Below are 24,608 nucleotides of genomic sequence, written 5' to 3' on the forward strand. Positions count from 1 at the left end.
TTACTCTTCCTTGCCTGCCTTTGCCGAATAATCTGGCTCAACATAGGCGACATTGTCCATCGCCTCGATCTCGGAAATGACGGTTCGGAGGCTGCGTGACCCAGAACCGGTCAGCAACAGCTCTCCGGAATAACTGGCGCGCTCCAGCTTCAGTCCCTCGAGCGCGGGCTTGCCGGCGGCCCAGGCCCGAAAACGTGCCCGACTGCCCTCCGGGTCCTTCCGGAAATTTTGCCCGATCTCTTCGAGAGCGGGTTCGGCGTCGAATTTGACGATGATGGCATACTGGACCGCTGCTGCGACAATGGCGGAACTGCCGCCAGCAGACGAGTCCTGCCCGGTTGCCGTTCTGCCGACAGAAGTTGTCCGGAAAATCTCGTCCTCCGGGACGGGCACGGTCACGACGACCGGCTCCGACACATTGGCGCTGTCATATACAGAGATGACCGATTGCGGTTCGCTCGCGGACGAATAGGACAAAGCGCCATTCCCTGAGCCGGGACTCGCGGCCAGCCACGCAACCCCACAGACGGCGCAGACTGAGATCGCGACAATCGCAAGACCGACCTGTCCGCCATAATAGTGCTTGGTCTTCACCGGTTCGTCACTTTGTGCCACCGACCTGTTCTTTCCTTACCGCGTCAATTGTCGAGATTTACATCCGACAGGTTCAAGAGCCCTCCCCCGCAAGGGAGTCTGCATATTTCGGAACCGGCGCTGACAGGCTCGGCTCCCGGGTATTGATCGCATGGGCCCGAACATTGTTCCTGAGACCGTGGATTGAGTGCGGTCAGCAGGACGTCTGCAAGGGCAGTGCCGGTGAGGTCCGGACGCTTCGACTTGATGAGGGCGAGAGCGGCCGAAACATGCGGTGCGGCCATGCTGGTTCCCTGTTCATAGGCGTAATAGCAATCGGCGATGGACTCATTGGTGACCGGGTCGGTGCAGTTGGAGGCGTGCTTGGTCGACAGGATGCCGTCAGGGCGTCCGTCACCATTGTCGTCGCGCTGGAGGTCGCCGCCTGGGGCGAGGACATCGACCTCCGCCCCGTAATTGGAATAGGGCGCGATGCGCCCGCGCGCATCACCGGCTGCGACCGATACCACATTATTGCAGCCGCCCGGCGCATAATACTGCGTCGATACCGAGTCATTGCCCGCCGCCGAGACAACGACCACGCCGCGCTCTGTCACCGCATTGATGGCGTCCTGCATCGAGGCCGGGCAGAAGCGGAAAAGGCCGATCGACAGGTTGATGATGTCGGCCGGATTGTCGTTCCAGACCTCATTGCCAAGCTCGTCATATTCGGGGATCAGGCCGCCTGCCCAGCGGATGGCATCATTGATGTCCGACAGGCGTCCGCCGCATTTGCCGAGCGCGCGTACCGGAACGATCTTCACATTCCAGGCCCCGCCAGCAACGCCATTCCCATTGTTCGAGACCGACGCGCCGACCGTTCCGGCCACATGCGTGCCATGAAAAGTGTCTTCGAAGACGAATTCTTCTGGGCACTGGTCGCCCGGATCATTCGGGTCGCTGTCACGGCTGTCGCCATCATTGGCCATCGCAATATCGGTGACCATGTCCCAGCCGGCGGCAACATTGGGCGAATCCACAATGTCGGGGTGGCTCATTTCAAGGCCTGTATCGACAATCGCAACGACGACTTCGGGAGAGCCCTGCGTGGCCTGCTTGGTCCAGAAGTCGACAAAGCCCGCACCGCCGGCGACCTGACCGGTGCCGGTGCCCTGGTTCAGGAAGTTCCACTGCAGCGACCACAGTGGATCATTCGGCGTAATGGAGACGGCCGTTATCGGCCCCTCATTCTTCGGACGCCGCACGAACTGGTTCTGATAGAGCCAGTCCTTCTCGACATATTCGAACTCGCCGCTCGCCTTGAGGTCCTCGATGACGCACACCGTGGCGAGCACGGCGTCCTCGGAAATTTCTTCCGGCGTCATGCTTTCCGGGCAGGTCATCGACTCGTCATCCTCCGCGATCCACGGCGTCACATCATCGTCGGGCCCGCCATACTTGGTCGGCTTCATTGCCCGCGACCCGACCTCGATGACCATCTGGCCAGAGCGCGAGCGCTGGATGTTCGCGGCAAGGCCATAGCGCTGCGCGGTCTCGATCATCTGCGATTCTGCGTTCACCTGCGCGCTGAGCGCATCCTGGCGCATCATGAGGCGGCGTTCGGCCGACTTTTGCGGAATAGGGGCCGCAGGCGCCATGGCGCGTGGCCGTTCGGCGGCAACGCCATCGGTCCCTTCCGGCGCGTTCGCAGCAGGCTCGTCCAGCCGGTACTGCAAGGTGCGCTGATCTTTCAGCACGGCCCGCGGCAAGCCCTGCGCCATCTGTTCGCGCGAAGTCGGGTCGATGGTGATTATCCTGCGGCCTTTCATATTGCTGTCCATCCGGGACGGCTCACCCAGATTGAGTGAGCGGCTCGGGTTCTGCAGCTCCGCGATTTCCTCTTCAGTGGGGACAACGATGACGGCATCGGCTTCATCGGAAGCCACATAGGCCTCGTAATCTTCGATCCTGGGACCGGTGAAGGCTTCCTCCACCGTTTCCGGTTGCGGTAGGCTGCGCGGCTTGGCCACAATGGAGCCGACAACGAATTTGCTTGGTGTGGTCGTTGCGACACGCACGGGCGAGGCTTCCTGCATGGCACCCTGGAAGGCGCGCGCCTCGACCGGCACACTCTCCATATTGGTGCCGCCGCCTGACGCGCCGATCTCTTCGCCGCCAAGCTGCTTCATCACCCCTTCGCCAATCTCGGAGAGGCGCTCCAGCCGCTCATCCGTCCGGTCACAGGCCGACAGTGTCAGGCCGAGTCCGATGGCAATTATGCCTGCTGCATATCTCTTGCTGGTTGTCATCCTGGCTGCAATCCCCACGCTTTCGCCACCCCATTGAAAGGCATGATAGCGGCAAGTTAACCAAATGACGAGGCTTGGATTGGGGTGATTTGGGGGCAGAAAAGCCTGTGCCTAGATTGCCCCGAGCGCATGGCCGACGACTTCGCCGGCCTCCCGGATGGCTTCGCGGGCCGGCATCGACATGGCCGTAAGGTTCATGAACCCGTGCACCATGCCGGGGTGTTCGCGGATGGTCACCGGCACGCCATGCGCCGCGAGCTTCGACGCATAGGCGCGCCCCTCATCTTTCAGCGGATCCCAGCCGCACAGCACGAAATGCGCCGGCGCGAGCCCCTTGAAGTCGTTGTCTGGCGCAAAGAGCGGCGAGACTTTCGGGTCCATCCGGTCGGTTTCACTGTGGATGTAGGCGTCGCGGAAATAGTCGAACAGGTTTGGCGACAGGAAGAAGCCTTCCTGGAAGGTCAGTTTCTTCGTCCGGATGTCGACAAACTGGACCAGCGGATAAAGCAGAAGCTGGAAGGCCGGCAGGGGGCCGCTCTGGCGCACCATTTCCTGGCAGAGAAAGGCTGAAAGATTGCCGCCGGCGCTGTCACCCGCCACGCACAGCCGTTCCGGGTCCATGTTGAGGATATCCGTCCGCGCGGCGGCCCATTCCCACACAGCCACCGCATCCTCATGCGCAGCCGGGAACGGATTTTCGGGCGCCAGCCGGTAATCGACCGACAGGACACGGCAACGCGACGCCGCAGCCAGCCTGCGACAGATCATATCGTGGCTGTCGAGGTCACCGAGGACAAAACCGCCGCCATGGAAGAAGACGATACCCGGACCAGGCCCGATCCCCGCGCCGAGCGGCGTGTAGAGCCGCCCCTTCAGCGTCCCGTCAGCTCCATCCACCGCCAGCATCGATATCTCGGCAAGCTCAGGCGCGTCGCGCTCGACCGAACGGCTCGCGCGGTAAAAGCTCTGGCGCAGCCGGTCGGTGGACTGTTTCCAGTCCAGTCCCGAAAAGTCCGGAAGCTTGAAACGGTCCATGAAGCCGCGAATGGTCTCATCCAGTGCCATGAAACGTAGATGCGTGTTCTTCGCGACTTTTTGAAGACGGGAATTGTCTGGAAAGGAGAGGTTTTTTGGGCCAGTTTGCGCGCATGTCCGAAATCAATGTCTTCTGGTCGTTCAGATCGCCTTACTCCTATCTCGCCACGCGGCGCCTGATCGCCATTGGTCGCAAATGGGATATCCGGGTGCGCCCGCGTCCGGTCTACCCGATCGCGATCCGCACGCCGGAATTCTTTTCCACGATCCGTCCGCAGTGGACGCCATACCTGTTGCGCGACATTTTTCGGTTGTCCCAGTATCTCGGTCTGCCCATGGGGCGGCCCAATCCGGACCCGGTCGTGATGAACATGGCGACACGCGAGATTTCCAGCGACCAGCCCCATATCGGACGTCTGACCCGCATGGGAATTCTGGCCTGCGAGGCGGGCGACCACGAAGGCTGGGCCTTTCTCGATCAGGTCTCGACCCTGATCTGGTCCGGAACGCCCTGGACGGAAGGCACGCACCTGTCGCAGGCTGTCGCTGCAGCCGGGCTGAACCTCGCCGAACTGGACAGGCGTCAAGCCGAAGAGAGCGCGCGGCTGGAGGCGGTAATCGTGGCCAATCAGGACGAGCAGGAACCCTATCACTGGGGCGTTCCGCTCATGGTTTATGAAGATGAGCCCTTCTTCGGGCAGGACAGGCTGGACCTGCTGGAGTGGCGTCTGGAACAGTCCGGAGTGAAACGCCGCCAGCAGGCCTGACCTAGAAGCGCGACAGCTGGCGCATCTGGCGCTCGATGCCGCCACGGGCAGCTTGCGACATCACCTCGCTCCATAGCCGCCCCTTGGTGTCCTGGGGGAGGGCGTCAATCTTGCGCAGGATGGTGACGCCAAGATCACAGAAATTCACCTGCTCCATGGCCCGGTCCATTTCGGCCCGGCTGGAGCCTTCAAGCGTCATCAGCTTCATGATCTGCGGGTCAGTCACCAGACCCAGCATGAGGGTCTGGACCGCCCGCTGGTCATCCGGGGTCAGCGGTCCGTAATTCCTGGGATTGGCCCGCGCATCATGGATCGCGTCGAGCACGATGCCATTGAATTCCAGCCCGAAATTATAAAGCCCTGCACCATGCCCGACCCGGTCGAAGGCGGCGGCATAAAGCTGCTGCTCCGACAGGCTGGCCAGAGTAATCAGGTCCGAGCCCTTGCAATAAGGCGCTCCCGACCGCGACAGCTCAGTGAGCCCATCGATGCCGAGATCGAGCAATTCGTTGAAATAGCGCACATCCGCCCGGGCGAGACGCTCGAAACTGTCCTCGATCTCGGCGTATCCGGCCTGCATGACGAGAACGCCGAGTTCGACATTGTCCGCGCCGCGGGATCTTGCCTTGTTCACGTCGCGCTGAAGATCGTTCGCGACCGACGGAAACGTCCTTTGAAGCTTGGTGAGATAGGCTTGGGTCGGCGTGTCCTCAAAGGCCGCGAGCAGGCTGGGGTCTGCCTGTTCTTCGGCAAGTCCGGGCACCGGTGCCTTGCCCTCGCCTGTAATGGACGGGAAGAACAGGACGCCGACGAACAGTGCCGACACGACGCCGATGGTGATGAGACCAAAGGCCAGTCCGCCTCCGGACTTGTCGTTTCCGTGTCTTGCGTCAAACATCCAGATCCCTCCCGGCCGAGGCTCAACCTATCTAAAAAAGCCGGAAAAAGCTGAGATTTGGTTATCAGGACTCAACCACACCGGGACCTGGGGGCTCGGCATAGAGGGCCTGGACGAGGGCATCGCGGCGGTCGATGACACACCTTTGGTTGACATAGCCCTTGTCGGTAATCTCACCGGCATCGATGGACGGCGGCTCCGTCATGACCACGAAACGCTTTATGCGCCGCGATGATCCCTTCTCGTTCGCATTGAAGGCCTTCACCTTCGCCGCAAGGTCCCCGACCAGCTTCATATAGCCCTTCTGCATGTCACCGTCGGCATCTTTCACATAGCTCTGGAAGGTTGCTGGCGCTGGCCAGAACAATGCACCAATGAAGTCCTTGTCCTGCCCGGCAATTACCGCATCGAAGACCAGCGGCGAGCAGGCCGCGACAAGATCTGGACGAAGCGTTCCGACGCTGACCCAGGTCCCGGTCGACAGCTTGAAGTCCTCGCCGACGCGGCCATCAAAGACAATGCCCTTATTGGGGTCATTCTCGTCGACCATGACGGCGGCGTCGCCCAGCTTGTAATAGCCTTCCTCGTCAAACACTTCCTTGTTCTTCTCCGGCATGCCCCGATAACCGTGCATCACGCTCGGGCCCTTCACGCGGACTTCCAGCTTGTCACCGGTCGGGACCAGTTTCAGTGTCATGCCCGGCAGCGGCAGGCCGATCAGGCCGACCCGTTCAACCACCCAGTGCACCACGGTGATGCCCTGCGTCTCGGTCGCGCCATACATGGTGACGATCGGAATGCGTTTGCCTGTCGCCTTGATGGAAAGCGCCTGCAGGCGGTCATAAAGGTCATCGGACAGCGTCGCGCCGCCATAGCCGATCGACTTCATGTTCTTGAAGAAGGCGTGCAGCAGCTTCTCATCCTTCTCCATCGCATCGGCCAGCATGGAGAGGGCAATCGGCGCGGTACCGAATGTGCTCGGGCTGACATCATAGATGTTGCGGATGGTTTCGCCGAACAGGTCCGGGGTCGGCTTGCCCCCATCGATCCAGAAGGTCGCGCCATTCCAGAGTGCGCCGTTAAAATTCACATTGGAGCCGGAAATATGGTTCCAGGGCAGCCAGTCGAGGACATTGTGCACCTCATCGGGGTCATAGTCCGGGTCGCGGTCATTGTCGCGCAGCCCTTCCTGGCCGGCGATCATCGAACACATGGCCCCTTGCGTCGTCGGCACCGGCTTCGGCATACCGGTGGAGCCGGATGTGAACAGGTATTTCGCAATCGTTTCATCATTCAGGGAGGCCATTGCGTCGGCCACCGCTCCAGTTGGTTCGGTCTTGACCAGCGCATCGAAGGACTGGATCTCGTTCGTTGCGCCTTCCTTGGCAAAGACCGTACAGCCATGATCGCCAAGCGCCTCCAGCGCCTTCCTGAACGGCTCAACCTGCTGGACGAAGATCACATTCGGTTCGACAGCCGCGAAGCAATGCTTCAGCTTGCCAAAGTCCGAGGACATGGTGGAATAGGGAACCGAGATCGGCGCGACCGGTGCGCCCATTTTCTGCGCGGCAACAATGATCAGTGCACTTTCGATGGAATTGCCCGACAGGATCATGACAGGGGCGTCGGGGCCAGCGCCCATGTCGATGAAAGCCTGGGCCATCGCGTCAGTCTGCGCCTTGCCTTCGCCATAGGTGACCGCGCGCCACTCGTCGGTCACCGGGTCGCGCTGCTTCAGCCATGGGCGGTCCGGATGCTCTGCAGCCCGCTCATCGAGGCAGTGAGGAATGGTTTTCGGCCGGTCCCCCGGTTTCTGCCGCGGCGTGAGATAGATTGTGCCATCCGGCTTCCTGATCATCTCGATGTCCGGTTCTTTCTGCGGCAAGGGTTTGAACGGCGGCAGCGCCTGTCCGTCAGCCATGATATCCTCCGAAATGTGTTCTGTTTGTCTGCCGACAGTTATACTCAGCCAGTATCCTGCCAAGTGAGACCAGATCATGACCTCGCGGAACTACACGCTTCAACCTGTCGGATTCGCTAGGTCAGAGCGCACCGAACCCATCGACGATGGCTGGGACGCCATCCCGGCGCACATTGAGATGGATGCTGAGCAGTTCGGGCCAGAAGCACTCCATGGGCTCGACAGCTTCTCTCATGCAGAAGTGATCTTCCTCTTCGACCGTGTGCCGGATGAGGAGATAGAACGCGGCGCGCGTTACCCCAGGGGCAACAAGGACTGGCCGCTGACTGGCATCTTTGCCCAGCGCGGAAAGAACCGTCCCAATCGCCTTGGCCACACCGTCTGCCGCATCCTCAAGGTCGATGGCCTGAAACTGTATGTGGAAGGGCTGGACGCGATCGACGGCACTCCGGTCCTCGACATCAAGCCCGTGATGTCAGGCTTTCTCCCCCGCGGCGATGTGCGTGAACCGGACTGGTCGAAGGAGCTGATGCGCGGCTACTGGGTCTAGCGCGTGAAGTGCCCGAACATGCCAGCAGAGCGCTCATCCTGAGCGACGTCGATGGACGAGCGCGGGCGCGTTCTAGCCGACCCTGCGGTCCGTGCCCTCCCAGAACGGTTCGCGCAGTTCCCGGCGGAGGATCTTGCCGGACGGGTTGCGCGGCAGCGCTGGGATGAAATCGACTGATTTCGGGCATTTGTAGGCGGCGATCTTCTCGCGCGTCCAGGCGATGATCCCGGCCGCATCCGGCTCGGCGCCTTCCTTCAGGACGATGATGGCCTTCACTTCCTCGCCCCATTTCTCGCTCGGAATGCCAATCACGGCGACGTCGGCGACATCCGGATGGCCGAAAATCGCATTCTCGACCTCTGCCGGATAGACATTCTCGCCGCCCGACACGATCATGTCCTTGATGCGGTCATGGATGAAGAGAAAGCCGTCCTCATCGAAGAAGCCTGCATCGCCGGTGTGGAAGAAGCCGCCCTTCAGCGCGTCTTCAGTGGCCTCTTCGCGGGCCCAGTAGCCCTTCATCACGAAGTCTGCCTTGACGACGATTTCGCCCACTTCGCCCTGCGGGACGGGCCTGTCGTCACTGTCGACCACCCGGACGATGGATCCGGGATACGGCACACCGCAGGAGCGCAGCTTGCCCCAGGCCGGGTCATGCGCTTCAGGCGGCAGGAAGGTGCCGAGGCCGACCGTTTCAGTCAGGCCGTAAAGCTGGGTGAACTTGGCGCCGAACAGGTCCACCGCGCGGCGAAGCAGGTCTTCGGCAATCGGGGAGGCACCATAGGAAATGGTCTTCAGCGACGAGAAATCGCGCTCATCGACACCTGGCACCTGGCTCAGCATCAGGATGACGGCTGGCACCCAGAAAGTGTGGTTGATCTTGTGCTCCTCGACGAGGTCGAGGATCGTCATTGGCTCAATCTCGCGAAGGATGACCGTCTTCGCGCCCTGCGCGGCGGCGAGAATGCCAATATTGCAGCCCGCGACATGGAAAAGCGGCATGGCGTTCATCACCGCATCGCCCTCATCATAGAGCGCCCAGTCAAGCTTGGCGACGCGCTCGAACACGGCCCTGTAATTGCCATTGGTCAGCATCACGCCCTTCGGCAGGCCGGTCGTGCCGGATGTGTAGAGCTGGATGACATCGTCATCATCCAGCGTCTTGAGCCCCGGCGCATCGGCGGACTGCTCATCGCGCCAGTCGACATAGGAAGGGCGATTGTCGACACCGCCATCGATTGCGACCACCTGTTTGAGGTCCGGGCAGTCCTTCACGATTTGCGCGGCGGCCTGGTAGAATTCCTTGGCAACGAACAGCACGGTCGCCTTGCTGTCGGCGAGGATGAACTGCATCTCCGGTGGTGCGAGCCGGTTATTGATGCCGGTCATCGCCGCGCGTGCCTTGGCGCAGCCGAACAGGATTTCGTAATAGACGTCCATATTCTTGCCGAGATAGGCGACCCTGTCGCCCGGCTGGACGCCAAGACCGGTCAGACCGTTGGCGACCTGGTTGGCGCGGCGGTCGAGGTCAGCATAGCTTGTCGACGCCCCCTCGAACCAGATCGCGATTTCATCAGGGCGCCGCTCTGCCTGGACGCGGGCAATATCGGCGAGGTGAGGCATGGCGACCGGATCGAGCATGTTCTGGGCTTCCTCTTGAGCTTGTCTGTAAATCGTTTACTCGCTTGAAAGCGCTTTCCAAGCGACTGGGCAACCCTCCAGCAGAAGCTGACGCAGGGAGAAAGGGGCAGTAAAGGCCATGGCCGGACCACAGACAATCATCCTCCATCACTACGAAACATCACCATTTTCAGAGAAGATCCGGTTGATTCTCCGCATGAAGAATCTCGGCTGGTCGTCGGTCGAGATCCCGTCCATCATGCCCAAACCGTTGCTGATTCCACTGACGGGTGGCTATCGAAAGACGCCTGTGCTGCAGATCGGCGCGGACATCTTCTGCGACAGCGCCATGATCATCCGCGCCCTCGAAGAACGCTTCCCCTTGCCGAGCATTGACCTGCCGGGCCATGAGGGCCTGTCGAACATGATTGCCGCCTGGACCGACGGAAAATGGTTCCAGACCAGTGTCGGGGTCATTTTCGGCGCGCTTGGCGACAAGGTGCCCGACGCCTTCAAGAAGGACCGCGAGAAAATGTCGGGCCGCCCCTTCGACACCAAGGCCATGGCCGCGGCAGCCCCGATGCTGCAGGACCAGTGGCGCGCCCAGCTGATGTGGATCGAGGAGAGGCTCGAAGGCGGGCAGGGCGCCGGTGCCGGCCAGTGGATTATCGGCATGAAGCCCGGCCTCGTCGATGCGCACGTCTTCATGAACCCATGGTTCGTCGAGAAGAATGTTCCGGACTTCCTCGAAGCCTGTTTCAAGTCGGCCCCGCGCACCAGGGACTGGTACCAGCGCATGAAGGAGATTGAAGGTCAGGAGCCGGAGGAGATCACCGGTGAGCAGGCTCTCAAGATCGCCCGCGACGCCGCCCCGCGTCTCAAGGCCGCCAAGACGGTTGGCGAACTGCAGGGCTTTGAGCCGGGTGAGCGCGTTGCTGTCGCCCCGGACGATTATGGCCGCGACTGGGTGGAGGGCGAAATCGTGATCGCGACGGCAGAGCGCATCATCCTGCATCGCCATGATGATCAGGCCGAGACGGTCAACGTCCATTTCCCGCGCACCGGATTCATGGTGCGCCGACTGGACTAGGCCACTTCACTCGTCATTGCGACAAACACGTCTTCAAGGTTTGGCTGGTCGGTGGAGAGGTCGGCCACACCGATACCGGCTTCGCGAACCTGTTCGAGGATACGGCCAATGCCGGTCTCGCTGGTGCGATAGCCGATCTTGAGGTCGCCGGTCGCCAACAGCTCGATATCGAGGGATTTCAGGCTGTCCGGCACGCTTTTCAGTTCCTCGCGCGGCGTGACGACGAGGATACGCTGGTCGAGCCGCTTCAGCAGCTGCCCGGTTGGTTCACACGCAATGATCTCGCCATGATTGACGATGGCGATCTCGTCGCAGAGCTCTTCAGCCTCTTCAAGATAATGCGTCGTCAGGATGATGGTCGTGCCTTCATCGTGCAGGCGGCGCACATATTGCCAGAGCGAGCGGCGCAGCTCGACGTCGACGCCTGCCGTCGGCTCATCAAGGATCAGCACGGGCGGGTTATGCACCAGCGCCTTGGCCACCATCAGGCGCCGCTTCATGCCGCCCGAAAGCTGGCGCACATAAGCATCTTTTTTGTCGAGCAGGCCTACCGCATCGAGGATTTCCGATGTCCGCCGGTCGCCCTTGGGCACACCGTAAAAGCCCGCCTGCAGCTCCAGCGCCTCGGCCGGGGTGAAGAACGGGTCCATGGTGATTTCCTGGTTCACGACACCGATTGCCGCGCGGCTCGCACGCGGATGCTGGTCGATATCCATGCCCCAGATCTTCGCCGTGCCGGACGTCTTGGTCACAAGGCCGGCGAGAATGTTGATGAAGGTGGACTTGCCTGCGCCATTCGGGCCGAGCAGGCCGAAGATCGACCCGCGCGGGATCTTGATATCGATGCCCTTCAGCGCCCGCTTTTCCGGCATCTTGCCGCTGGCTGCATAGGTTTTCTCGAGATTCTCGACTTCAATTGCATAGTCAGGCGCGGACATTGGCCCTCCGATCCATCAGCTGAAGCCGACATATAGGGCGCTCAATCGCCGATCTGAACCACCGGGGTTTCTTTTTGTCTGCTCTGCGCACTCTGAAAGCCCGGACGCTCGCGCAGCCGGTCGAGATAGACCTTGCAGGACGAGGTGATGCACTTCTCCAGCGGCGGCAGTACTGACGCCAGCAAGATCGCATAGCCGATCGCGATATCGGCCATGGTGAACCGCCCGCCAGCCATCCAGAGATTGTGCTCCAGATGGCGGTCGACGCTCATCAGCCTCCCGGCAAACCACATGCGATAGTCATCGGCGACCTGCGGCTGGCGCCGGTTCTTGGCCTCCAGCATCTCGTAGCGCAGCACCAGTGTCTGCGGAAAGGTCAGTGTCGCGTCGGAGAAGAACATCCAGTTCAGATACGCGCCATAATCCTTCTCGCCCGGCCGGATGATGAGGTCATGCCCCTCCTGCGTCTGGCCGAGATATTCGCAGATGGCGGTCGATTCCGTCATCTTCACCGTGCCGTCCGTATAGAACGGGATGGTGCCGAGCGGATTGATCTCAAGATAGGGCTTGTACTGGACGCGCGGCGGGAAGGGCAGGTTGATCAGCTCATACTCCATGCCAAGCTCTTCCAGCGCCCAGAGTGGGCGGAAGGAGCGCGCATTGCGGCAATGATAGAGTTTGGGTGTGGTCATCTGTCTCCTCCCTGAGCTGCCGGACGCGTGCCCTTGGCAATTGACGCGGACGCCGGTCAGAGACTACCTATGGCGCTCATTTCAGGCAGGCAATGCTGTCATCGGGGAACGGGGTATCATCATGTCCACGACACCACTTCCAGACGCACCGGAAACGATCGTCACCAGCGAACATCGCGTCGCCTGCGATGGTGGCGGCGGACCGCTTGGTCATCCGATCGTCTGGTATGAGATGGGCGATGATGAAATGGTCGAGTGCGGCTATTGTGATCGCCGTTTCGTCCTCAAGGGCGGCCGCTTTGACCCGGACGCGCCGGCGCGCTGATCAGCCGGCGGCCTTGCGCGCTTTCCGGTCGCGCCGCCAGATTCCGAAAATCTTCGGCCCGTCGATGAGGTAGCGTTTCACCATGCGCTGCGGCTCACTCGTCAGCCTGTGCAGCCATTCGAGCCGGTATCTGCGCATCCATTCCGGTGCGCGGCGTGTCTTTCCGGTCAGGAAATCGATGCTCGCGCCGCAGCAGATACCGACACCCTGTACGCCGCCATGCTCGCGCGCGGCGAGCGCCACCATCTCCTGCTGGGGTGAGCCTACGCAGAGAAAGTGAAAGCGCGCCGGGTTTGCCGCCATGAATTCGGCAGCCTTTCGGATCGCATCCGGATTGTTGCGCAGGCCCATGGGGGCATCGTGCCAGCGGACATCCGACAGGCCGAACTTGGCCTTGAGCGCCGTGATCTCGCTCGCTGTGCAGCCGACAACCACAACCGGCTCGTCGCGCTCAAGCTCCTTTTCAAAAATCGTCTGCACAATGTCTGCGCCCGGAGAGGCTGGCAGGTCCATCCGCTCCCAGCTGGCCAGCAGTTCAAGGATACGACTGTCATTCAGGATCAGGCCGGAGCCATGATACATCGCGCCAAGGTCTGGCTCGCGCTGCAGGCGCACGACATGGTCGACATTCGGCGTCACGACGTACCAGAAGCCTTCGCTGCCCAGCGCGTTGGCGGCGATATGGCGGGCGGCGTCGCGGGTCTTCATCGCCTGGAAAGGCAGGCCGAGAAACTGCTTGGCTCCGTTGCGGGGAGCGGTGGTCTCAATCGGCGTGTTCGGTGTAATCTGGGAGGCCTGCATGGTGAACTCCTTTGCAGGTTTTAACTAAGAAAGTGCTTCCAGAGCAGGAAATCAGGCGTCCGGTTTTCCCGGCTTCTTCCCGTAATCATGCTTCTTGAGCAGGCCGCGCAGCTGGTGATAGGTGAGGCCCAGCGTCTCTGCGGCCTTGCCCTGATGACCATCATGTGCGCTCAGCGCCGCATCGATCAAGGCGGTTTCAAAAAGTTTAGTCTGTTCCTCGAAGCTGGACCCGAGTTCCGGTTTCGGAAGGGCGGGATGGGACGCCCTAGGTGGGGGCGTATTGCGTCCCGTCAAGACGGCGGGCGGTCGATAGGGTGACTCGAAAGGGTCGAGCGCGGCCGGGTCGAAGCGCACTGGCTCACCGGTCGGATTGGTCAGCGCGCGGGCTGTCACGCGCTGCGCAAAGTTCCTGAGCTCACGCACATTACCGGGCCAGTCATGTGCCTCGATGGCGGCGATGGCTGAGGGGGCGAAGCCCGGAAAATCCTCCAGCATTTCCCGCGCCATGCGCCGCGCAAAGAAATCGGCGAGCAGCGTCGCGTCCCCTTTTCTGGCCCTCAGCGGTGGCAGGGTCACCACATCAAAGGCCAGCCGGTCGAGCAGGTCTGCGCGGAACTGCCCGGCCCGGACCGCTGATGGCAGGTCGATATTGGTCGCTGCAATGACGCGCACATTGGTGATTAGGACCGTCTCGCCGCCAAGGCGCTGAAATTCTCCATACTCAATCACTCTCAGAAGCTTTTCCTGAACCCTCTGGGAAGCAGTCGCGATTTCATCGAGGAAGATGGTGCCGCCATCGGCAAGCTCGAAGCGGCCCTGCCTGCGCTCCGTCGCGCCGGTAAATGCGCCGCGCTCGTGCCCGAAGAGTTCTGAGTCGAGCAGGTCATTCGAAAGCGCCGCGCAATTCACCTTCACATACGGCCCATCCCACCGGCGCGACAGGAAATGAAGCCGTTCGGCCACCAGCTCCTTGCCGGTGCCGCGCTCGCCAATGATCAGCGCCGGCCGCTCCAGCGGGGCGAGCCGGGAAATATGTTCAAGCGCTGACAGCCATTCGGGGGCCTCACCGACAATTTGCGGAGCTTCACCAATCATGAAGCGAAAATAGCCAAATCATCGGTAAAAACAACTAAATAAATTAGTGAAATTGACTAAGCATGAAGCCACTGCAGCGCTCAGAAAAATAATTAATCTTGCAAAAACAAAGGTGTATCTGGTTACCACCAAACTGGCACGGTCCTTGAAATAGGTATGGCATCACAGGCGATGGGCGTCGCCAAAACCGAAGGACTAGAAAAGAAATGACCGACCACCGTTACGACACCCGCTACCAGGAAGCCCGCGAAGGCTCGGGCAAGTTTGGTCGCTGGCTCGCATCACGTCCCGCCGAGTGCTGGATGTTTTTCGCAGCCGGTGTCTTTCTCGGCGGCCTCTTCTTCTAAGCGCCTGAAAGAGTTCAACCCGTCTCCTCCCAGACATCACCGAGAATGAAAGGATAATTACAATGGGACTTTTCTCCCGCCTCGGCGACATCATCAATTCCAACATCAATGCGATGCTGGACAGTGCAGAAAATCCGGAAAAGATCGCGCGCCTGATCATCCAGGAAATGGAAGACACGCTCGTTGAGGTTCGCACCTCCGCCGCCCGCGCCATGGCCGACAAGAAGGAAATGGAACGCGAGATCGAATATTACTCCAGGGTCCGCGACGACTGGGAAAACAAGGCCGGCATCGCGATCGACAAGGGCCGTGAGGATCTTGCCCGCGGTGCCCTGGTTGCCAAGCAGAAGGCCGATGGCGAAATCGACCGCCGCAAGCATGCCATGGTCGCCGCCGAAGAAGCCTTCGAGAAGCACCAGGACGATCTGGCAAAGCTGCAGGCCAAGCTCGACGAGGCAAAGGCCAAGCACCGCGCGCTCATGATGCGCCGGGAAGCTGCCGAGCAGCGCATCCGCATGCGCTCCCAGACCTATGACGGCCGCGTCGACGATGCCCTGGCCCGCTATGCCAGCGTTGAGCGCAAGGTCGATGAGATGGAAGCCTATGCTGACCAGATCAAAGGCAGCGAGCCAAGCCTCGAAGCAGAATTCGCCGCTCTCGAGCGCGACGAAGCTGTCGAGAAGGAGCTCGAAGCCCTGAAAAAGTCCCGCGCCAAGGCGACCGCCAAGTCGGCCAAGGCCAAGGATGGCGAGGACTGATCGATGCTTGTCTCACTCGCCGTACTCGCCGCCATTCTATCTGTTATCATCGTGCCAGGCCTTATTCTCCAGAAAATGGATGAGCAGGCCCCTGGCAGGGAAGGATAGAAATGGAACCCGAATTCATCGTCGCCATCATCGCGATCGCTTCAATCTTCGTCGTCTTTCCGGGAATGGTGTTTCACTACATCACCCTCTGGCGCAAGCAGAAGACCCTGGAGCCGGACGATGAGCGAATGCTCGAAGACCTCTGGCGCTCGGCAAAAGCCATGGAGCGCCGCATCGAGACCCTCGAGCAGCTTGTAGACACTCACCCCGAGGATGGGGCTCCGGCATCGCGCCGGCCCCGCTCCCCGCTAGACCGATAGAAAGAAAACACGAAAATGACCCGTCATCATCATCACCACCATCATCACCATGGCCGTGACGAGGATATGTTGAGATCGCCAAACCCCAAGCGCCTCTACCGCTCGCGCAATGAGCGGGTCTGGGCGGGCGTCTGCGGCGGTATCGCGGAACGCTTCGGATGGGACCCGCTCGTGGTTCGCCTTCTGGCAGTGGCTTCCTTCTTCCTGTTCGCAGGGCCGCTGATCATTCTCGCCTATATAGTGATGATCCTGGTCGTGCCGAAAGCGCCAAAGGGCTACGGCCCGCTGGCGCCGGAGGAAGAAGCGTTCTGGCGCGGCGTCTCAGACCGTCCAAAGGCGACCTATTCAGGCCTGAAGTACACCTTCATGGATCTTGAAGACCGCCTCCAGAGCCTCGAACGCAATGTCACCTCGGATGAGTGGCGTCTGCGCCGCGAATTCCGCAACCTCGAAAAGAACTGAATCCATGTCGGCGCTCATCCTTTCACTGCCCGTTCCTCATACGCCAGCACCAAGGCCAGAGGCCGAAATCATCAACTTTCCAGCCAAGGGGAAAACCACAATGTCCAGCAACTTACAGGCTAGCGGATGGATTGCATGTATGGCCGCGCTCGTCCTGCTGGTCGCCGTCACCGTCATCAGTTTTGCGGGCGGTGTGCATGTCGAGGCCGGCGGCGTTGAAATGACGCTCAAGGCCTCGATGGAGAAGGGCGTCCAACTCGTCTTCGCTGCCGCAACCTAGGCGCGGTCGCCGCGCTTCAGGTCCCGCAGGATCTGCCGCATGGGGGAGACGGCCTGAAGCGCACCAATACTCGCTGGCGCAGGTTCATTGAGGAGCTGCGCCGCGAGGATCTCTCCCGCCCACGGCCCCCATGTAAACCCGCGCGAGCCGAACCCTCCAGCCAGGTACAGCCCTGCCATCAGGGGTGCATCCGCCTCGATCGCCTGTCCGTGCCGTACCCCCTCAAACACCGCCCGCGCCGCCTCATGGTCCGGCACCGCCCCGATCAGCGGCAACCGGTCCGGCGTTGTCGCGCGAACACCCACCCGGCTCCTGATATCCTGGCGTTTGGCGTCCTGCCGCCAATAGGGGTCCAGCCGCTCCAGCGCCGCCATGTTCTCCGCCCGCGCCGCCTCGCTTTCGTTCAGCTCGCCGCCATCCCACGCCTCGAACGTCGCGCCCCAGAGACGGTCCGTTCCGTTCGTCAGCGCATAATGCCCGCTCGCAATCGCAGACGGCGGGGTCTCGACACTGCCTGTCGCGAACTCGACCTGTCCCTGCCGCCCGGCAATCTTCAGCCATGTCAGGAGGCCGGTGATGGATTGCCCGGTCGCCAGGATGGTGGGAACGCCATCTGTGAGATCCCCCGGCACCACCGCCCGCCCGGTCTCCACGCGGATACCATCCAGCAGCCCCGCGATCAGCCGCTCAGGCTCAAGGATCAGCGCGCCCTTGTGCAGCACGCCGCCACGCATCGCTTCGAGGTTCTCCAGCCCTAGCGGCGGATCAGCCAGCAGTTTTGCGAACCGTTCAGCCTCCCGCTCATCCTTCGGCCGGTGCACCACCTGCGTCTCTGTCACGCCTGCCCGCCCGGCATAAAACCGCCGCGCCGCGAGATACGCATCGACCAGCAGCCGCGCCTGTACGGTGTCGCCTGCATCCAGCCGCGGCATCACCAGCGCCAGAGGATTGCCGCTCGCCGCACTGGCAGGCGCCCTCGCCTCGATCACCTCAACCTCAAGCCCACGATTGGCCAGCACCCGCGCCGCGCTTGCTCCGGCAATGCCCGCGCCGATCACCCGAACGCGTTCGGGCCGCCTCGCCGGCGCGCGCAGCCCGTAAACATCCGGCTCTTCGACCCCCGGCCCGGCAAAGCGCACCTCCAGCCGCTCGCGCTTGAATCCGAAGCCGGGCGCTTTTTCCACCTCGAACCCGGCCTCGGACAGGCCTCGCCGCACCGCGCCCGCAACCGTGAACGTGCCAAGCTTCGCGCCTTCGGCGGAACGCTCGCGCACCAGTGGCCACAGTGCCTCAGCCCACATCGCATCATTCTTCGCGGGCGAGAAACCGTCGAGAAACCATGCATCTGCCCTGAACCGGCTCTGCGGCAGCGTCTCTGCAATCTCGCCGAGGTGAAGCGTCAGCGTCAGCCGCTCATCCGGCCGCACCATGCGCTGCACACCCTTGGCCCGATCCGGCCACACTGCAGTGAGTTTTCCGGGCAGGTCGCCAAGTTCAGGCCAGGCTGAGAGCGCCCGCGCCGCATCGCCCGCGTCCAGCGGATACCCTTCAAAGGAAACAAAATGCAGCCATTGCCCGTGCTGACGCGTCTTGCGCCAGCTTTCCCACACCGCCAGGAAATTCAGCCCCGTTCCGAAGCCAAGCTCTGCAATCGTGAACGTCTCGCGCCCGGCCCACCGATCCGGCAGGCCGCAGCCCTGCATGAAGACAGTCCGCGCCTCTTCCAGACCGTTATGCCGCGAGAAATAGATGTCCCCCACCCGGTCATCGACGGGTGTTCCATCCTCCTTCCAGGAGAGGTCGGGGCGGGGCGGCAGGCGGCTCATGCGCCCTGCTAGCACGCACATTAAATTTTGCGAGTGGAGGAACAGCGTTTCACGCGCACGAGTTTCATTATCGGGTCTGGGGAACAACCTTGAAAGGAACCCAGAATGGGCAAGGACCAAGTGAAAGGCGTCGCCAAACAGGCCGAAGGCAAAGCCAAGGAAGTGGCTGGCGTTGCAACCGGAAATCGCAAGCTCGAAGCTGAAGGCAAGCTCAAGCAGGCCGAAGGCAAGGGTCAGGAAACCGTCGGCAAGGCCAAGGACGAGCTGAAGAAGAAACCGCGCGACTAGGCTGCGCGTCAGCAGGGCAGGGCTGGCGCGCTCCTGACGGTTGCCGGCCCTGCCTTGCATCCTTCGTGCTTGAATTGCTGCACCACCGGTTTCATCTCAGTCACAGGACAGATGGGATGGCAGGCCATGGCTGATATGAAGATCGAGCATGAAGAAGGCCCCTCTGGCGGGCGCTATTTCGTCCGCAAGGACGGCCATGAGGCCGAGATGACCTATTCCAAGGCGGGCGACGGCATCATCATCATTGATCACACAGGTGTCCCCACCGCGCTTGGCGGGCAGGGGATCGGACAGATGCTTGTGCAGCGCGGCGTCGAGGATGCCCGAGCCGCCGGCAAGAAGATCGTGCCGCTCTGCCCCTATGCCAAAGCCCAGATTGAAAAACACCCTGAATGGCAGGACGTGCTGAGATGACAGACCTTGCGCTGAAAGATAATGGCCACCGCCTCACCGCCGAAGTCGAAGGCCGGGAACTCGAAATCCGTTATGGCTGGGCCAGCAAGGATGTGATGCGCGTGGACTATGTCGGCGTGCCCTCATCGCTGGGTGGGCGCGGCCTCGGCACAGAGCTTGTCGGCACGCTGGTCAAGCGCGCCCGCAAGCAGAATTTCCGCATCCAGCCGATCTGCGGCTTCGCCCGCCAGAAGCTGCGTGAGCACAAGGAGTGGCATGACGTCCTCGCCTGAGCCATAAGGCGGGCATGAGCGAGCCTTTCTGGAAAACCAAAGCCCTGACCGAGATGACCCCGCAGGAGTGGGAATCGGTCTGCGATGGCTGCGCGAAATGCTGCCTGCTCAAGCTTGAGGACGAAGACTCAGGCGACATCGCCTACACCCGCCTGCACTGCCGCCTGCTCGACGCCGATCTCTGCCGCTGCGCCGATTATGAGAACCGCAAGGCCAGGGTCCCCGACTGCGTGATCCTGACGCCGAAATCGGTCTCCGAAATCAAATGGATGCCTAAAAGCTGCGCCTATCGCCGCCTGCATGAAGGCCGGGGGCTACCGGACTGGCACCACCTCGTCTGCGGTGACAGGTCCCGCATCCATGAGGAAGGCCATTCCATCATGGGCCAGACCGTCAGCGAAGACACCGTGTTCGAAGAAGACCAGATCGACTGGATCATCGACTGGGACGGCAACCCGCCCTAAAAATGGCCATGTTTGCGACCCACCTTAAAACCCGTGAAGGGAGGGCGCACATGGCACCAAGGCATCTCGGAAAATTCAAGGTCGGGTTCGGCTTTCCGTTCGGGTTCATCACCAATCCGTTCCGGACGATTGACGTCTATGACGACCACATCGTTACGAATGGCTGGGGCGAACGCTCAATCCAGCAGATCAATTCCTCGACGCGTTGGAGCGGGGAAAAGGGCGCCTACGTCATCGACGCCAATTGTGATGGCCGGCTGGGAAAGTTTCACGAGACCAGTTTCAGCAACATCCGCGACTATCCCCGCTTCGAGGACGCTATTCGCACTGCCCTGCAGGCCAGCCGGGATCAGGCCCAGCGGCAGGGCAGCCCGCCCTGACACCGTTCTCCATCCATGAGGAGGACCAGCCTTGGCAGGGTCAAAAATTGTAGAGCTCTCTCGCCCAGAGAGGATGTTCGTGCGCCTTCTCAAAGTCAAACAGGCCAGTGCCCATCACCTTGTTCAGGATAACAACATCTGCAAATTTGATCTGTGCTCGACCAGAAGCTGAACCGGCGGGCGGTCACCGTCCTCGCCGAGGCTTTCGCTGTGGTCGGCGATATAATCGGAGCTGCTATAGTCCTTCAGCATGCAAAACTTCGTTTCGCAGTAGGGCGGGATGCAATCCCGCGGTCATGATGCCACGTGTCAAACGACAATTGGCGGGTATCGGCCGTTGACCGCAACGCCGCCCTACGGGCTGAAATACATTTACCCCAAAATTTCCCACCCCCTTGCGCCCCATGCTTTACTCCACGCATGCTCGACCGTGCGTGGATCCTTTCCATTCTTGCCCAGCTTCCGGCCTGTTGCTGGCCGGTTTTCCTGTGGGATTGCTGGCAGGTCGGGCGCTATATGCGCGCCTGGGGCGCCGCCCATCCTCAGGGCGGCATGGTCGGCATCGGCGTGACCCGCAAGGGACGCATTCTCATCACCTGGCAGATGCCGGCCGATGAGCGGTCTGAGACCGACTGGACGCAGCATGCCCCGCGCACGCCGTGGAAAGCGCTGGACCTCGATGCCCTCGCAACGGACTTCGCCGCCTTCAGCGCTCCGGACGGGATTTGTGCGGATTCCGGACCGGTTCTGGACGGTTTCTGCACCCCGCTCACCCCGGCCGCGCTCGAACCCGGCTAGCGCTTTACCCAACCCGCAATTCAGCCTCGCCCGCCGCAAGTCAGATCGACTTTGCGGGCGCCGGTGCTGCGCGCTATGGTGGAGGCGAACAGACGGGTGGGACGTCTTGCATGTCGAAACGGGAGCGTGAGCCATATGTCGGCCCGGACGGCTTCTGGGCGAATGTCGCGCTCGGCGTGGTCATTCCCATTGTGACCATCATCATTATTGGTCTTTTCGTTTCGTTATTTCTGAAATTCGGGAGTGGCCGCCCTGAACAGGTAAGCTGGGCCGAGGCGATCCCTGGCGGCATCCTTGCCACCTTCTTCCTCGTCGCTTTCGGCTTTGTTGGCCTCGCCTTCAAGGCGGTGAAGGACATGGACTTGAAGGACAGGCGCATTCTGGGACAGGCCGTCGGCGCGGTAACGACGCTCGCCGTGCTTGGCATCACCTTGCGGGTGTGGGCCTGGTCCGGCTAAAGCGTCAGCCAAGCCAATCAAAGAGGGCCGCCCGCCATGAGCCTTTCCCCCTTTCATCTCGCCTTTCCGGTGCACGATCTCGATGCCGCCCGCGCCTTCTATGGCGGACTGCTCGGCTGTCCGGAGGGGCGGTCGTCGGAAAAATGGGTGGACTTCGACTTTCGCGGCCACCAGCTCGTCGCGCATCTCGCGCCCGATGCCTGCGGCGCCCGCGCCAGCAATGCCGTCGATGGCATGGGCGTGCCGGTTCCGCATTTCGGCCTCGTCCTGCACATGGCGGACTGGCAGGCCCTCGCCGACAGCCTCGCTGGCAAGGTCGATTTCGTGATCGAGCCCTATATCCGGTTCAAGGGCGAGACAGGCGAGCAGGCGACCATGTTCTTCAAGGACCCGTCCGGTAATGCCGTGGAGATCAAGGCTTTCGCCGACATGTCGCTTATGTTCGCGAAATAGGCTGGCAGCGGGCACCGCTCCGCACCGCCGAATGCCCGGCCGATCGTCTGGAAAAGGGAGTCTGAGCCATGCCCTGCACACCGCCGATTGCGGAGATTGGTTGGGCGCGCAGGCGACCGGCAAAGCTGAACGCAAGATAACCGTATGTTGTCGGAACCGCCTCAGGGCCAGGGCCGTTTTTTCGCTGTGCAGAAGGCATGATGAAAGGACCAAGTCGCATGAGAAACCTGCTCAGATACTCCGCTTTTGGCGCAGCCGCCGCTGCGTTCGCCGCAACCACCGCCATGCCTGCCATGGCAAAGCCCGATCATTGTCCGCCTGGCCACGCCAAGAAGGGCTGGTGCAGCCCTTATGTCGACCGGTGGGACGACCGCCGTGATCGCTGGGACGACCGGCGCGAGGAAGAGCGTGCCTATCGGGAAGGCTATGAAGATGGCCGCCGTGACGCGATCCGCTACAATGGCCGCGACTATTACGACTATCGCATCATTGACGATTATGACCGCTATGGCCTCAACCGTCCGCCAAACGGGTATTATTATGCCGAGGTTGATGGTGACATCCTGATGGTGCAGCTTGCCACGCAGCTTGTGACCCAGCTGCTCGCCAGCGGCTACTAGGCCGCTCGCCTCATCTCCTGTTCAGGACGCCCTGCCCATCGGTGGGGCGTCTTGCCTGCCCGGTCTATTCCTCGTCGATGACCGGGAAGATGCGCTCCAGCAGACCGTCGCACTCTGCCGCTGTCAGCTGCGTGTCCAGCCCGTCCGGCGCGGCCACATCAGGCGTGAGCGTCCACATCACCCGGCCGGACTGCGTGTCGCCGTCGACTTCCGTCACATGGTCGAAGGTGACCTCGTCACCCTCGCCCTGGACGCCATTGGTCAGCTGCGTGTCGAAGCTCGCAAAATAGCCCGCCGCTTCCTGATGGATGCTGCCATAATTGGAGCCGCTGACGATGCCATTGTCGGCGACCGTGATCTCGAGGCCTTCAGTCACATTCTCATCGTCCCGGAAGTAACAATACTGGCCGGCCGCAAGCGGATTGGGCGGCGCAGCTTCGGCCGTCTCCGGCGTAGAGGTTTCGCCAGACGTCTCCCTGGGCGCTTCGGGCGTGGTATTGTCGGTGTCGTCGCTATTGCCACAGGCAACGAGCGCCAGGCTCGCAACCGCAAGAAAGATGAGGCGCATCTTGGAATCTCCCGAATAACCTGACCGGTTCATTACCAGAGTTTCACTTCAACGCGAAGGAAGCAAGAAGTTTCAACGACATAACCCGTTAACGCACCTGTCCGCGAATTCAGCTGAATCCCACTGTTCAAAGACCGTGCGGCGCACTATCTCTTGGGGCTGCACAAGGGCTGCGGCGTTCGAGGACGCTAGTTGTCCGCCGACCTTAAGTTCCGTCAGGGAGCTGGCGCTGGGACTGGCCGTGGCCTATCCTATCTGGCACCCACCTATTTATTAGGTCGACGGGACACGAAAGCTAAGACGGCGCCTGCGGTTCTTGTGCTCTATCTTTGCGCCGCGCTTGACTTTGCGCCGCGTCTGGACGAACGGCGACAGCGCTGATGTCCGAAAGCTTCCTTCCTGTTGCCCTTTGCCTGTTTTCCGCGATCACGGTTGCGGTAGCGAATTTTGCCGTGAAACGCGGCGGCGACGTGCTCAGCGCGCGCATGGTCCTGTCGATCACCTCGGCGCTCTGCGTCCTGCCATTCGCCTTCATCGTTCCGTTGCCTGAGGCAGCGCTCTGGCCACCCATCGCGATCGCCATTGGAGCGCACTGGATTTACCAGGTCTTCATGGTGCGGGCGCTGCACCGCGGTGACCTTTCCCTGGTCTTTCCGGTGATGCGAGGTCTTGCCCCGCTGATGACAGCGATCATCGCCGTCTTCGCGCTGAATGAGTATCCCGGCATGTTGGGCTGGCTCGGCCTTCTGCTGGCTTCGCTTGCCCTGCTGGTCTTCGCGCTGCCGCAGGGCGAGGATCTTGGCAAGAAGAAGCTCAACCAGTCCGCCCTCATCTGGGCCGGGCTCACGGCAATCGGCATCGGTCTCTATTCCGTCACCGATGCTTACGGGGTTCGCGTTGCCGAGAACCGCTTTACCTTCATCGTCTGGCTCTTCCTGCTCGACTGGCTGGGCACCACTGCCGTCACGGTCTGGACCCGGCGGGGCCAGCTCATCGCGCGCCTTCGCCCGCAACTCGTTGGCGGGATCGTCGGCGGGGTGTCGAGCGTCTTCTCCTATGGCGCCGCGCTCCTGGCGTTCTCGATGACACAGGCGGCCACTGTGACAGCCATCCGTGAGACATCGGTCGTGTTTGGTGCCATTCTCGGTGCGGTGTTCCTAAAGGAAGGCCTTGGCAAACGGCGCATCGCGGCCGCCATCCTTCTCGCTGCAGGCCTGCTGATGCTGGAAGCGTAAGTT

At 61.5% G+C, this 24,608-nt stretch carries 31 protein-coding genes, 1 other RNA gene and 1 pseudogene; 20 read left to right on the forward strand and 13 right to left on the reverse strand.

The features are described from left to right. The 3 genes from B8746_RS06730 to B8746_RS06740 form a co-directional block, all read right to left on the reverse strand. Positions 1-615 carry a hypothetical protein gene (locus tag B8746_RS06730; protein ID WP_084392789.1) on the reverse strand — a complete coding sequence of 205 codons (615 nt, stop codon included), beginning with the start codon at positions 613-615 and terminating at the stop codon, positions 1-3. A 23-nt stretch (positions 616-638) separates the two neighbouring features. Continuing rightward, positions 639-2,882, reverse strand: a complete 2,244-nt coding sequence (locus B8746_RS06735) for a S8 family peptidase (protein WP_084392791.1) — start codon at positions 2,880-2,882, stop codon at positions 639-641. Between the two features lie 111 nt (positions 2,883-2,993). After that, the gene (locus B8746_RS06740) at positions 2,994-3,947 is read right to left on the reverse strand and encodes an alpha/beta hydrolase (protein WP_084392794.1); all 954 of its coding nucleotides are present in this window, start codon (positions 3,945-3,947) and stop codon (positions 2,994-2,996) included. A 65-nt stretch (positions 3,948-4,012) separates the two neighbouring features. Here B8746_RS06740 and B8746_RS06745 point away from each other — a divergent pair, with 65 nt between their 5' ends. Continuing rightward, positions 4,013-4,684 (forward strand): 2-hydroxychromene-2-carboxylate isomerase, encoded by a 672-nt coding sequence (locus tag B8746_RS06745; protein WP_198943705.1) that lies wholly within the window; start codon positions 4,013-4,015, stop codon positions 4,682-4,684. Position 4,685: 1 nt separating this feature from the next. On the opposite strand, the gene B8746_RS06750 is transcribed toward B8746_RS06745, so the two are convergent. Together B8746_RS06750 and B8746_RS06755 are read right to left on the reverse strand one after the other, a co-directional pair. Continuing rightward, the gene (locus tag B8746_RS06750; protein ID WP_084392796.1) at positions 4,686-5,582 is read right to left on the reverse strand and encodes a hypothetical protein; all 897 of its coding nucleotides are present in this window, start codon (positions 5,580-5,582) and stop codon (positions 4,686-4,688) included. Positions 5,583-5,646: 64 nt separating this feature from the next. Then, positions 5,647-7,503 (reverse strand): AMP-binding protein, encoded by a 1,857-nt coding sequence (locus tag B8746_RS06755; RefSeq protein ID WP_084392799.1) that lies wholly within the window; start codon positions 7,501-7,503, stop codon positions 5,647-5,649. A gap of 76 nt (positions 7,504-7,579) precedes the next feature. On the opposite strand from B8746_RS06755, the gene B8746_RS06760 reads away from it, so the two are divergent. Continuing rightward, positions 7,580-8,053 (forward strand): SAM-dependent methyltransferase, encoded by a 474-nt coding sequence (locus B8746_RS06760; RefSeq protein ID WP_084392801.1) that lies wholly within the window; start codon positions 7,580-7,582, stop codon positions 8,051-8,053. 72 nt (positions 8,054-8,125) lie between these two features. Here the strand turns inward: B8746_RS06760 and B8746_RS06765 are convergent, their stop codons facing one another. Further along, on the reverse strand, positions 8,126-9,694 hold the full coding sequence (locus B8746_RS06765) for a long-chain-fatty-acid--CoA ligase (RefSeq protein ID WP_084392804.1): 1,569 nt from the start codon (positions 9,692-9,694) through the stop codon (positions 8,126-8,128). A gap of 118 nt (positions 9,695-9,812) precedes the next feature. Here B8746_RS06765 and B8746_RS06770 point away from each other — a divergent pair, with 118 nt between their 5' ends. Beyond that, positions 9,813-10,763 carry a glutathione S-transferase gene (locus B8746_RS06770; RefSeq protein WP_084392807.1) on the forward strand — a complete coding sequence of 317 codons (951 nt, stop codon included), beginning with the start codon at positions 9,813-9,815 and terminating at the stop codon, positions 10,761-10,763. On the opposite strand, the gene B8746_RS06775 is transcribed toward B8746_RS06770, so the two are convergent. Then, a complete protein-coding gene (locus B8746_RS06775) occupies positions 10,760-11,701 on the reverse strand; it encodes an ABC transporter ATP-binding protein (protein ID WP_084392809.1) in 942 nt (313 codons plus the stop codon). The genes B8746_RS06770 and B8746_RS06775 overlap by 4 nt on opposite strands. A gap of 41 nt (positions 11,702-11,742) precedes the next feature. Next, positions 11,743-12,393 carry a glutathione S-transferase family protein gene (locus tag B8746_RS06780; RefSeq protein WP_084392812.1) on the reverse strand — a complete coding sequence of 217 codons (651 nt, stop codon included), beginning with the start codon at positions 12,391-12,393 and terminating at the stop codon, positions 11,743-11,745. Positions 12,394-12,514: 121 nt separating this feature from the next. Between B8746_RS06780 and B8746_RS06785 the strand changes: the two genes are divergently transcribed. Next, complete coding sequence (locus B8746_RS06785; RefSeq protein WP_084393159.1) at positions 12,515-12,718, forward strand: zinc-finger domain-containing protein; 204 nt, start codon at positions 12,515-12,517, stop codon at positions 12,716-12,718. Here the strand turns inward: B8746_RS06785 and B8746_RS06790 are convergent, their stop codons facing one another. Together B8746_RS06790 and pspF are read right to left on the reverse strand one after the other, a co-directional pair. Next, positions 12,719-13,519, reverse strand: coding sequence for a WecB/TagA/CpsF family glycosyltransferase (locus B8746_RS06790; RefSeq protein WP_084392814.1), 801 nt, complete (start codon positions 13,517-13,519; stop codon positions 12,719-12,721). It abuts the gene before it with no gap. Between the two features lie 51 nt (positions 13,520-13,570). Then, positions 13,571-14,614, reverse strand: coding sequence for a phage shock protein operon transcriptional activator (gene pspF / locus B8746_RS06795; protein WP_084392817.1), 1,044 nt, complete (start codon positions 14,612-14,614; stop codon positions 13,571-13,573). 206 nt (positions 14,615-14,820) lie between these two features. On the opposite strand from pspF, the gene B8746_RS17230 reads away from it, so the two are divergent. The 5 genes from B8746_RS17230 (at position 14,821) to B8746_RS17090 (ending at position 16,829) form a co-directional block, all read left to right on the forward strand. After that, a complete protein-coding gene (locus tag B8746_RS17230; RefSeq protein WP_188657421.1) occupies positions 14,821-14,961 on the forward strand; it encodes a hypothetical protein in 141 nt (46 codons plus the stop codon). Positions 14,962-15,023: 62 nt separating this feature from the next. Beyond that, complete coding sequence (pspA, locus tag B8746_RS06800; RefSeq protein ID WP_084392820.1) at positions 15,024-15,719, forward strand: phage shock protein PspA; 696 nt, start codon at positions 15,024-15,026, stop codon at positions 15,717-15,719. Positions 15,720-15,829: 110 nt separating this feature from the next. Beyond that, positions 15,830-16,087: an envelope stress response membrane protein PspB gene (gene pspB, locus B8746_RS06805; RefSeq protein ID WP_084392822.1), complete on the forward strand. Its 258-nt coding sequence runs from the start codon at positions 15,830-15,832 to the stop codon at positions 16,085-16,087. Positions 16,088-16,102: 15 nt separating this feature from the next. Beyond that, on the forward strand, positions 16,103-16,549 hold the full coding sequence (pspC, locus tag B8746_RS06810) for an envelope stress response membrane protein PspC (RefSeq protein ID WP_084392824.1): 447 nt from the start codon (positions 16,103-16,105) through the stop codon (positions 16,547-16,549). Between the two features lie 139 nt (positions 16,550-16,688). Further along, the gene (locus B8746_RS17090) at positions 16,689-16,829 is read left to right on the forward strand and encodes a hypothetical protein (RefSeq protein WP_158084553.1); all 141 of its coding nucleotides are present in this window, start codon (positions 16,689-16,691) and stop codon (positions 16,827-16,829) included. Here B8746_RS17090 and mnmC2 read toward each other — a convergent pair. Further along, entirely contained in the window at positions 16,826-18,655 is a 1,830-nt protein-coding gene (gene mnmC2, locus B8746_RS06815; RefSeq protein WP_188657420.1) for a tRNA (5-methylaminomethyl-2-thiouridine)(34)-methyltransferase MnmC2, read from the reverse strand. The genes B8746_RS17090 and mnmC2 overlap by 4 nt on opposite strands. 105 nt (positions 18,656-18,760) lie before the next feature. On the opposite strand from mnmC2, the gene B8746_RS06820 reads away from it, so the two are divergent. The 5 genes from B8746_RS06820 (at position 18,761) to B8746_RS06840 (ending at position 20,473) form a co-directional block, all read left to right on the forward strand. Next, complete coding sequence (locus B8746_RS06820; RefSeq protein WP_084392827.1) at positions 18,761-18,943, forward strand: CsbD family protein; 183 nt, start codon at positions 18,761-18,763, stop codon at positions 18,941-18,943. 135 nt (positions 18,944-19,078) lie between these two features. Beyond that, entirely contained in the window at positions 19,079-19,357 is a 279-nt protein-coding gene (locus tag B8746_RS06825; RefSeq protein ID WP_370236230.1) for a GNAT family N-acetyltransferase, read from the forward strand. Beyond that, on the forward strand, positions 19,354-19,629 hold the full coding sequence (locus B8746_RS06830) for a GNAT family N-acetyltransferase (RefSeq protein ID WP_158084554.1): 276 nt from the start codon (positions 19,354-19,356) through the stop codon (positions 19,627-19,629). Before B8746_RS06825 ends, B8746_RS06830 begins: the two co-directional genes overlap by 4 nt. 14 nt (positions 19,630-19,643) lie before the next feature. Next, positions 19,644-20,093 carry a YcgN family cysteine cluster protein gene (locus tag B8746_RS06835; RefSeq protein ID WP_084392832.1) on the forward strand — a complete coding sequence of 150 codons (450 nt, stop codon included), beginning with the start codon at positions 19,644-19,646 and terminating at the stop codon, positions 20,091-20,093. 50 nt (positions 20,094-20,143) lie between these two features. Further along, a complete protein-coding gene (locus B8746_RS06840; protein ID WP_084392834.1) occupies positions 20,144-20,473 on the forward strand; it encodes a hypothetical protein in 330 nt (109 codons plus the stop codon). Positions 20,474-20,516: 43 nt separating this feature from the next. Here B8746_RS06840 and B8746_RS17580 read toward each other — a convergent pair. Beyond that, positions 20,517-20,725: pseudogene (locus B8746_RS17580) on the reverse strand (GTP-binding protein); the annotation flags it as partial. A 168-nt stretch (positions 20,726-20,893) separates the two neighbouring features. Between B8746_RS17580 and B8746_RS06845 the strand changes: the two are divergent. From B8746_RS06845 to B8746_RS06860, 4 genes are all read left to right on the forward strand, one after another. Further along, entirely contained in the window at positions 20,894-21,271 is a 378-nt protein-coding gene (locus tag B8746_RS06845; protein ID WP_084392836.1) for a hypothetical protein, read from the forward strand. 110 nt (positions 21,272-21,381) lie between these two features. Beyond that, on the forward strand, positions 21,382-21,729 hold the full coding sequence (locus tag B8746_RS06850; RefSeq protein ID WP_084392839.1) for a hypothetical protein: 348 nt from the start codon (positions 21,382-21,384) through the stop codon (positions 21,727-21,729). Between the two features lie 36 nt (positions 21,730-21,765). Beyond that, positions 21,766-22,182 carry a VOC family protein gene (locus B8746_RS06855; protein ID WP_084392841.1) on the forward strand — a complete coding sequence of 139 codons (417 nt, stop codon included), beginning with the start codon at positions 21,766-21,768 and terminating at the stop codon, positions 22,180-22,182. 218 nt (positions 22,183-22,400) lie between these two features. Continuing rightward, positions 22,401-22,802, forward strand: coding sequence for an RcnB family protein (locus B8746_RS06860; protein ID WP_158084555.1), 402 nt, complete (start codon positions 22,401-22,403; stop codon positions 22,800-22,802). 64 nt (positions 22,803-22,866) lie between these two features. Here the strand turns inward: B8746_RS06860 and B8746_RS06865 are convergent, their stop codons facing one another. Continuing rightward, positions 22,867-23,370 carry a hypothetical protein gene (locus tag B8746_RS06865; protein ID WP_143434544.1) on the reverse strand — a complete coding sequence of 168 codons (504 nt, stop codon included), beginning with the start codon at positions 23,368-23,370 and terminating at the stop codon, positions 22,867-22,869. 164 nt (positions 23,371-23,534) lie between these two features. On the opposite strand from B8746_RS06865, the gene ssrS reads away from it, so the two are divergent. Together ssrS and B8746_RS06870 are read left to right on the forward strand one after the other, a co-directional pair. Beyond that, positions 23,535-23,690, forward strand: a non-coding RNA gene (gene ssrS / locus B8746_RS17665) — 6S RNA. Between the two features lie 60 nt (positions 23,691-23,750). Beyond that, the gene (locus tag B8746_RS06870) at positions 23,751-24,605 is read left to right on the forward strand and encodes an EamA family transporter (protein WP_084392848.1); all 855 of its coding nucleotides are present in this window, start codon (positions 23,751-23,753) and stop codon (positions 24,603-24,605) included. Positions 24,606-24,608 lie beyond the last annotated feature (3 nt).

It is taken from the genome of Henriciella pelagia (assembly GCF_002088945.1).
Taxonomy (GTDB): Bacteria; Pseudomonadota; Alphaproteobacteria; order Caulobacterales; family Hyphomonadaceae; genus Henriciella; species Henriciella pelagia.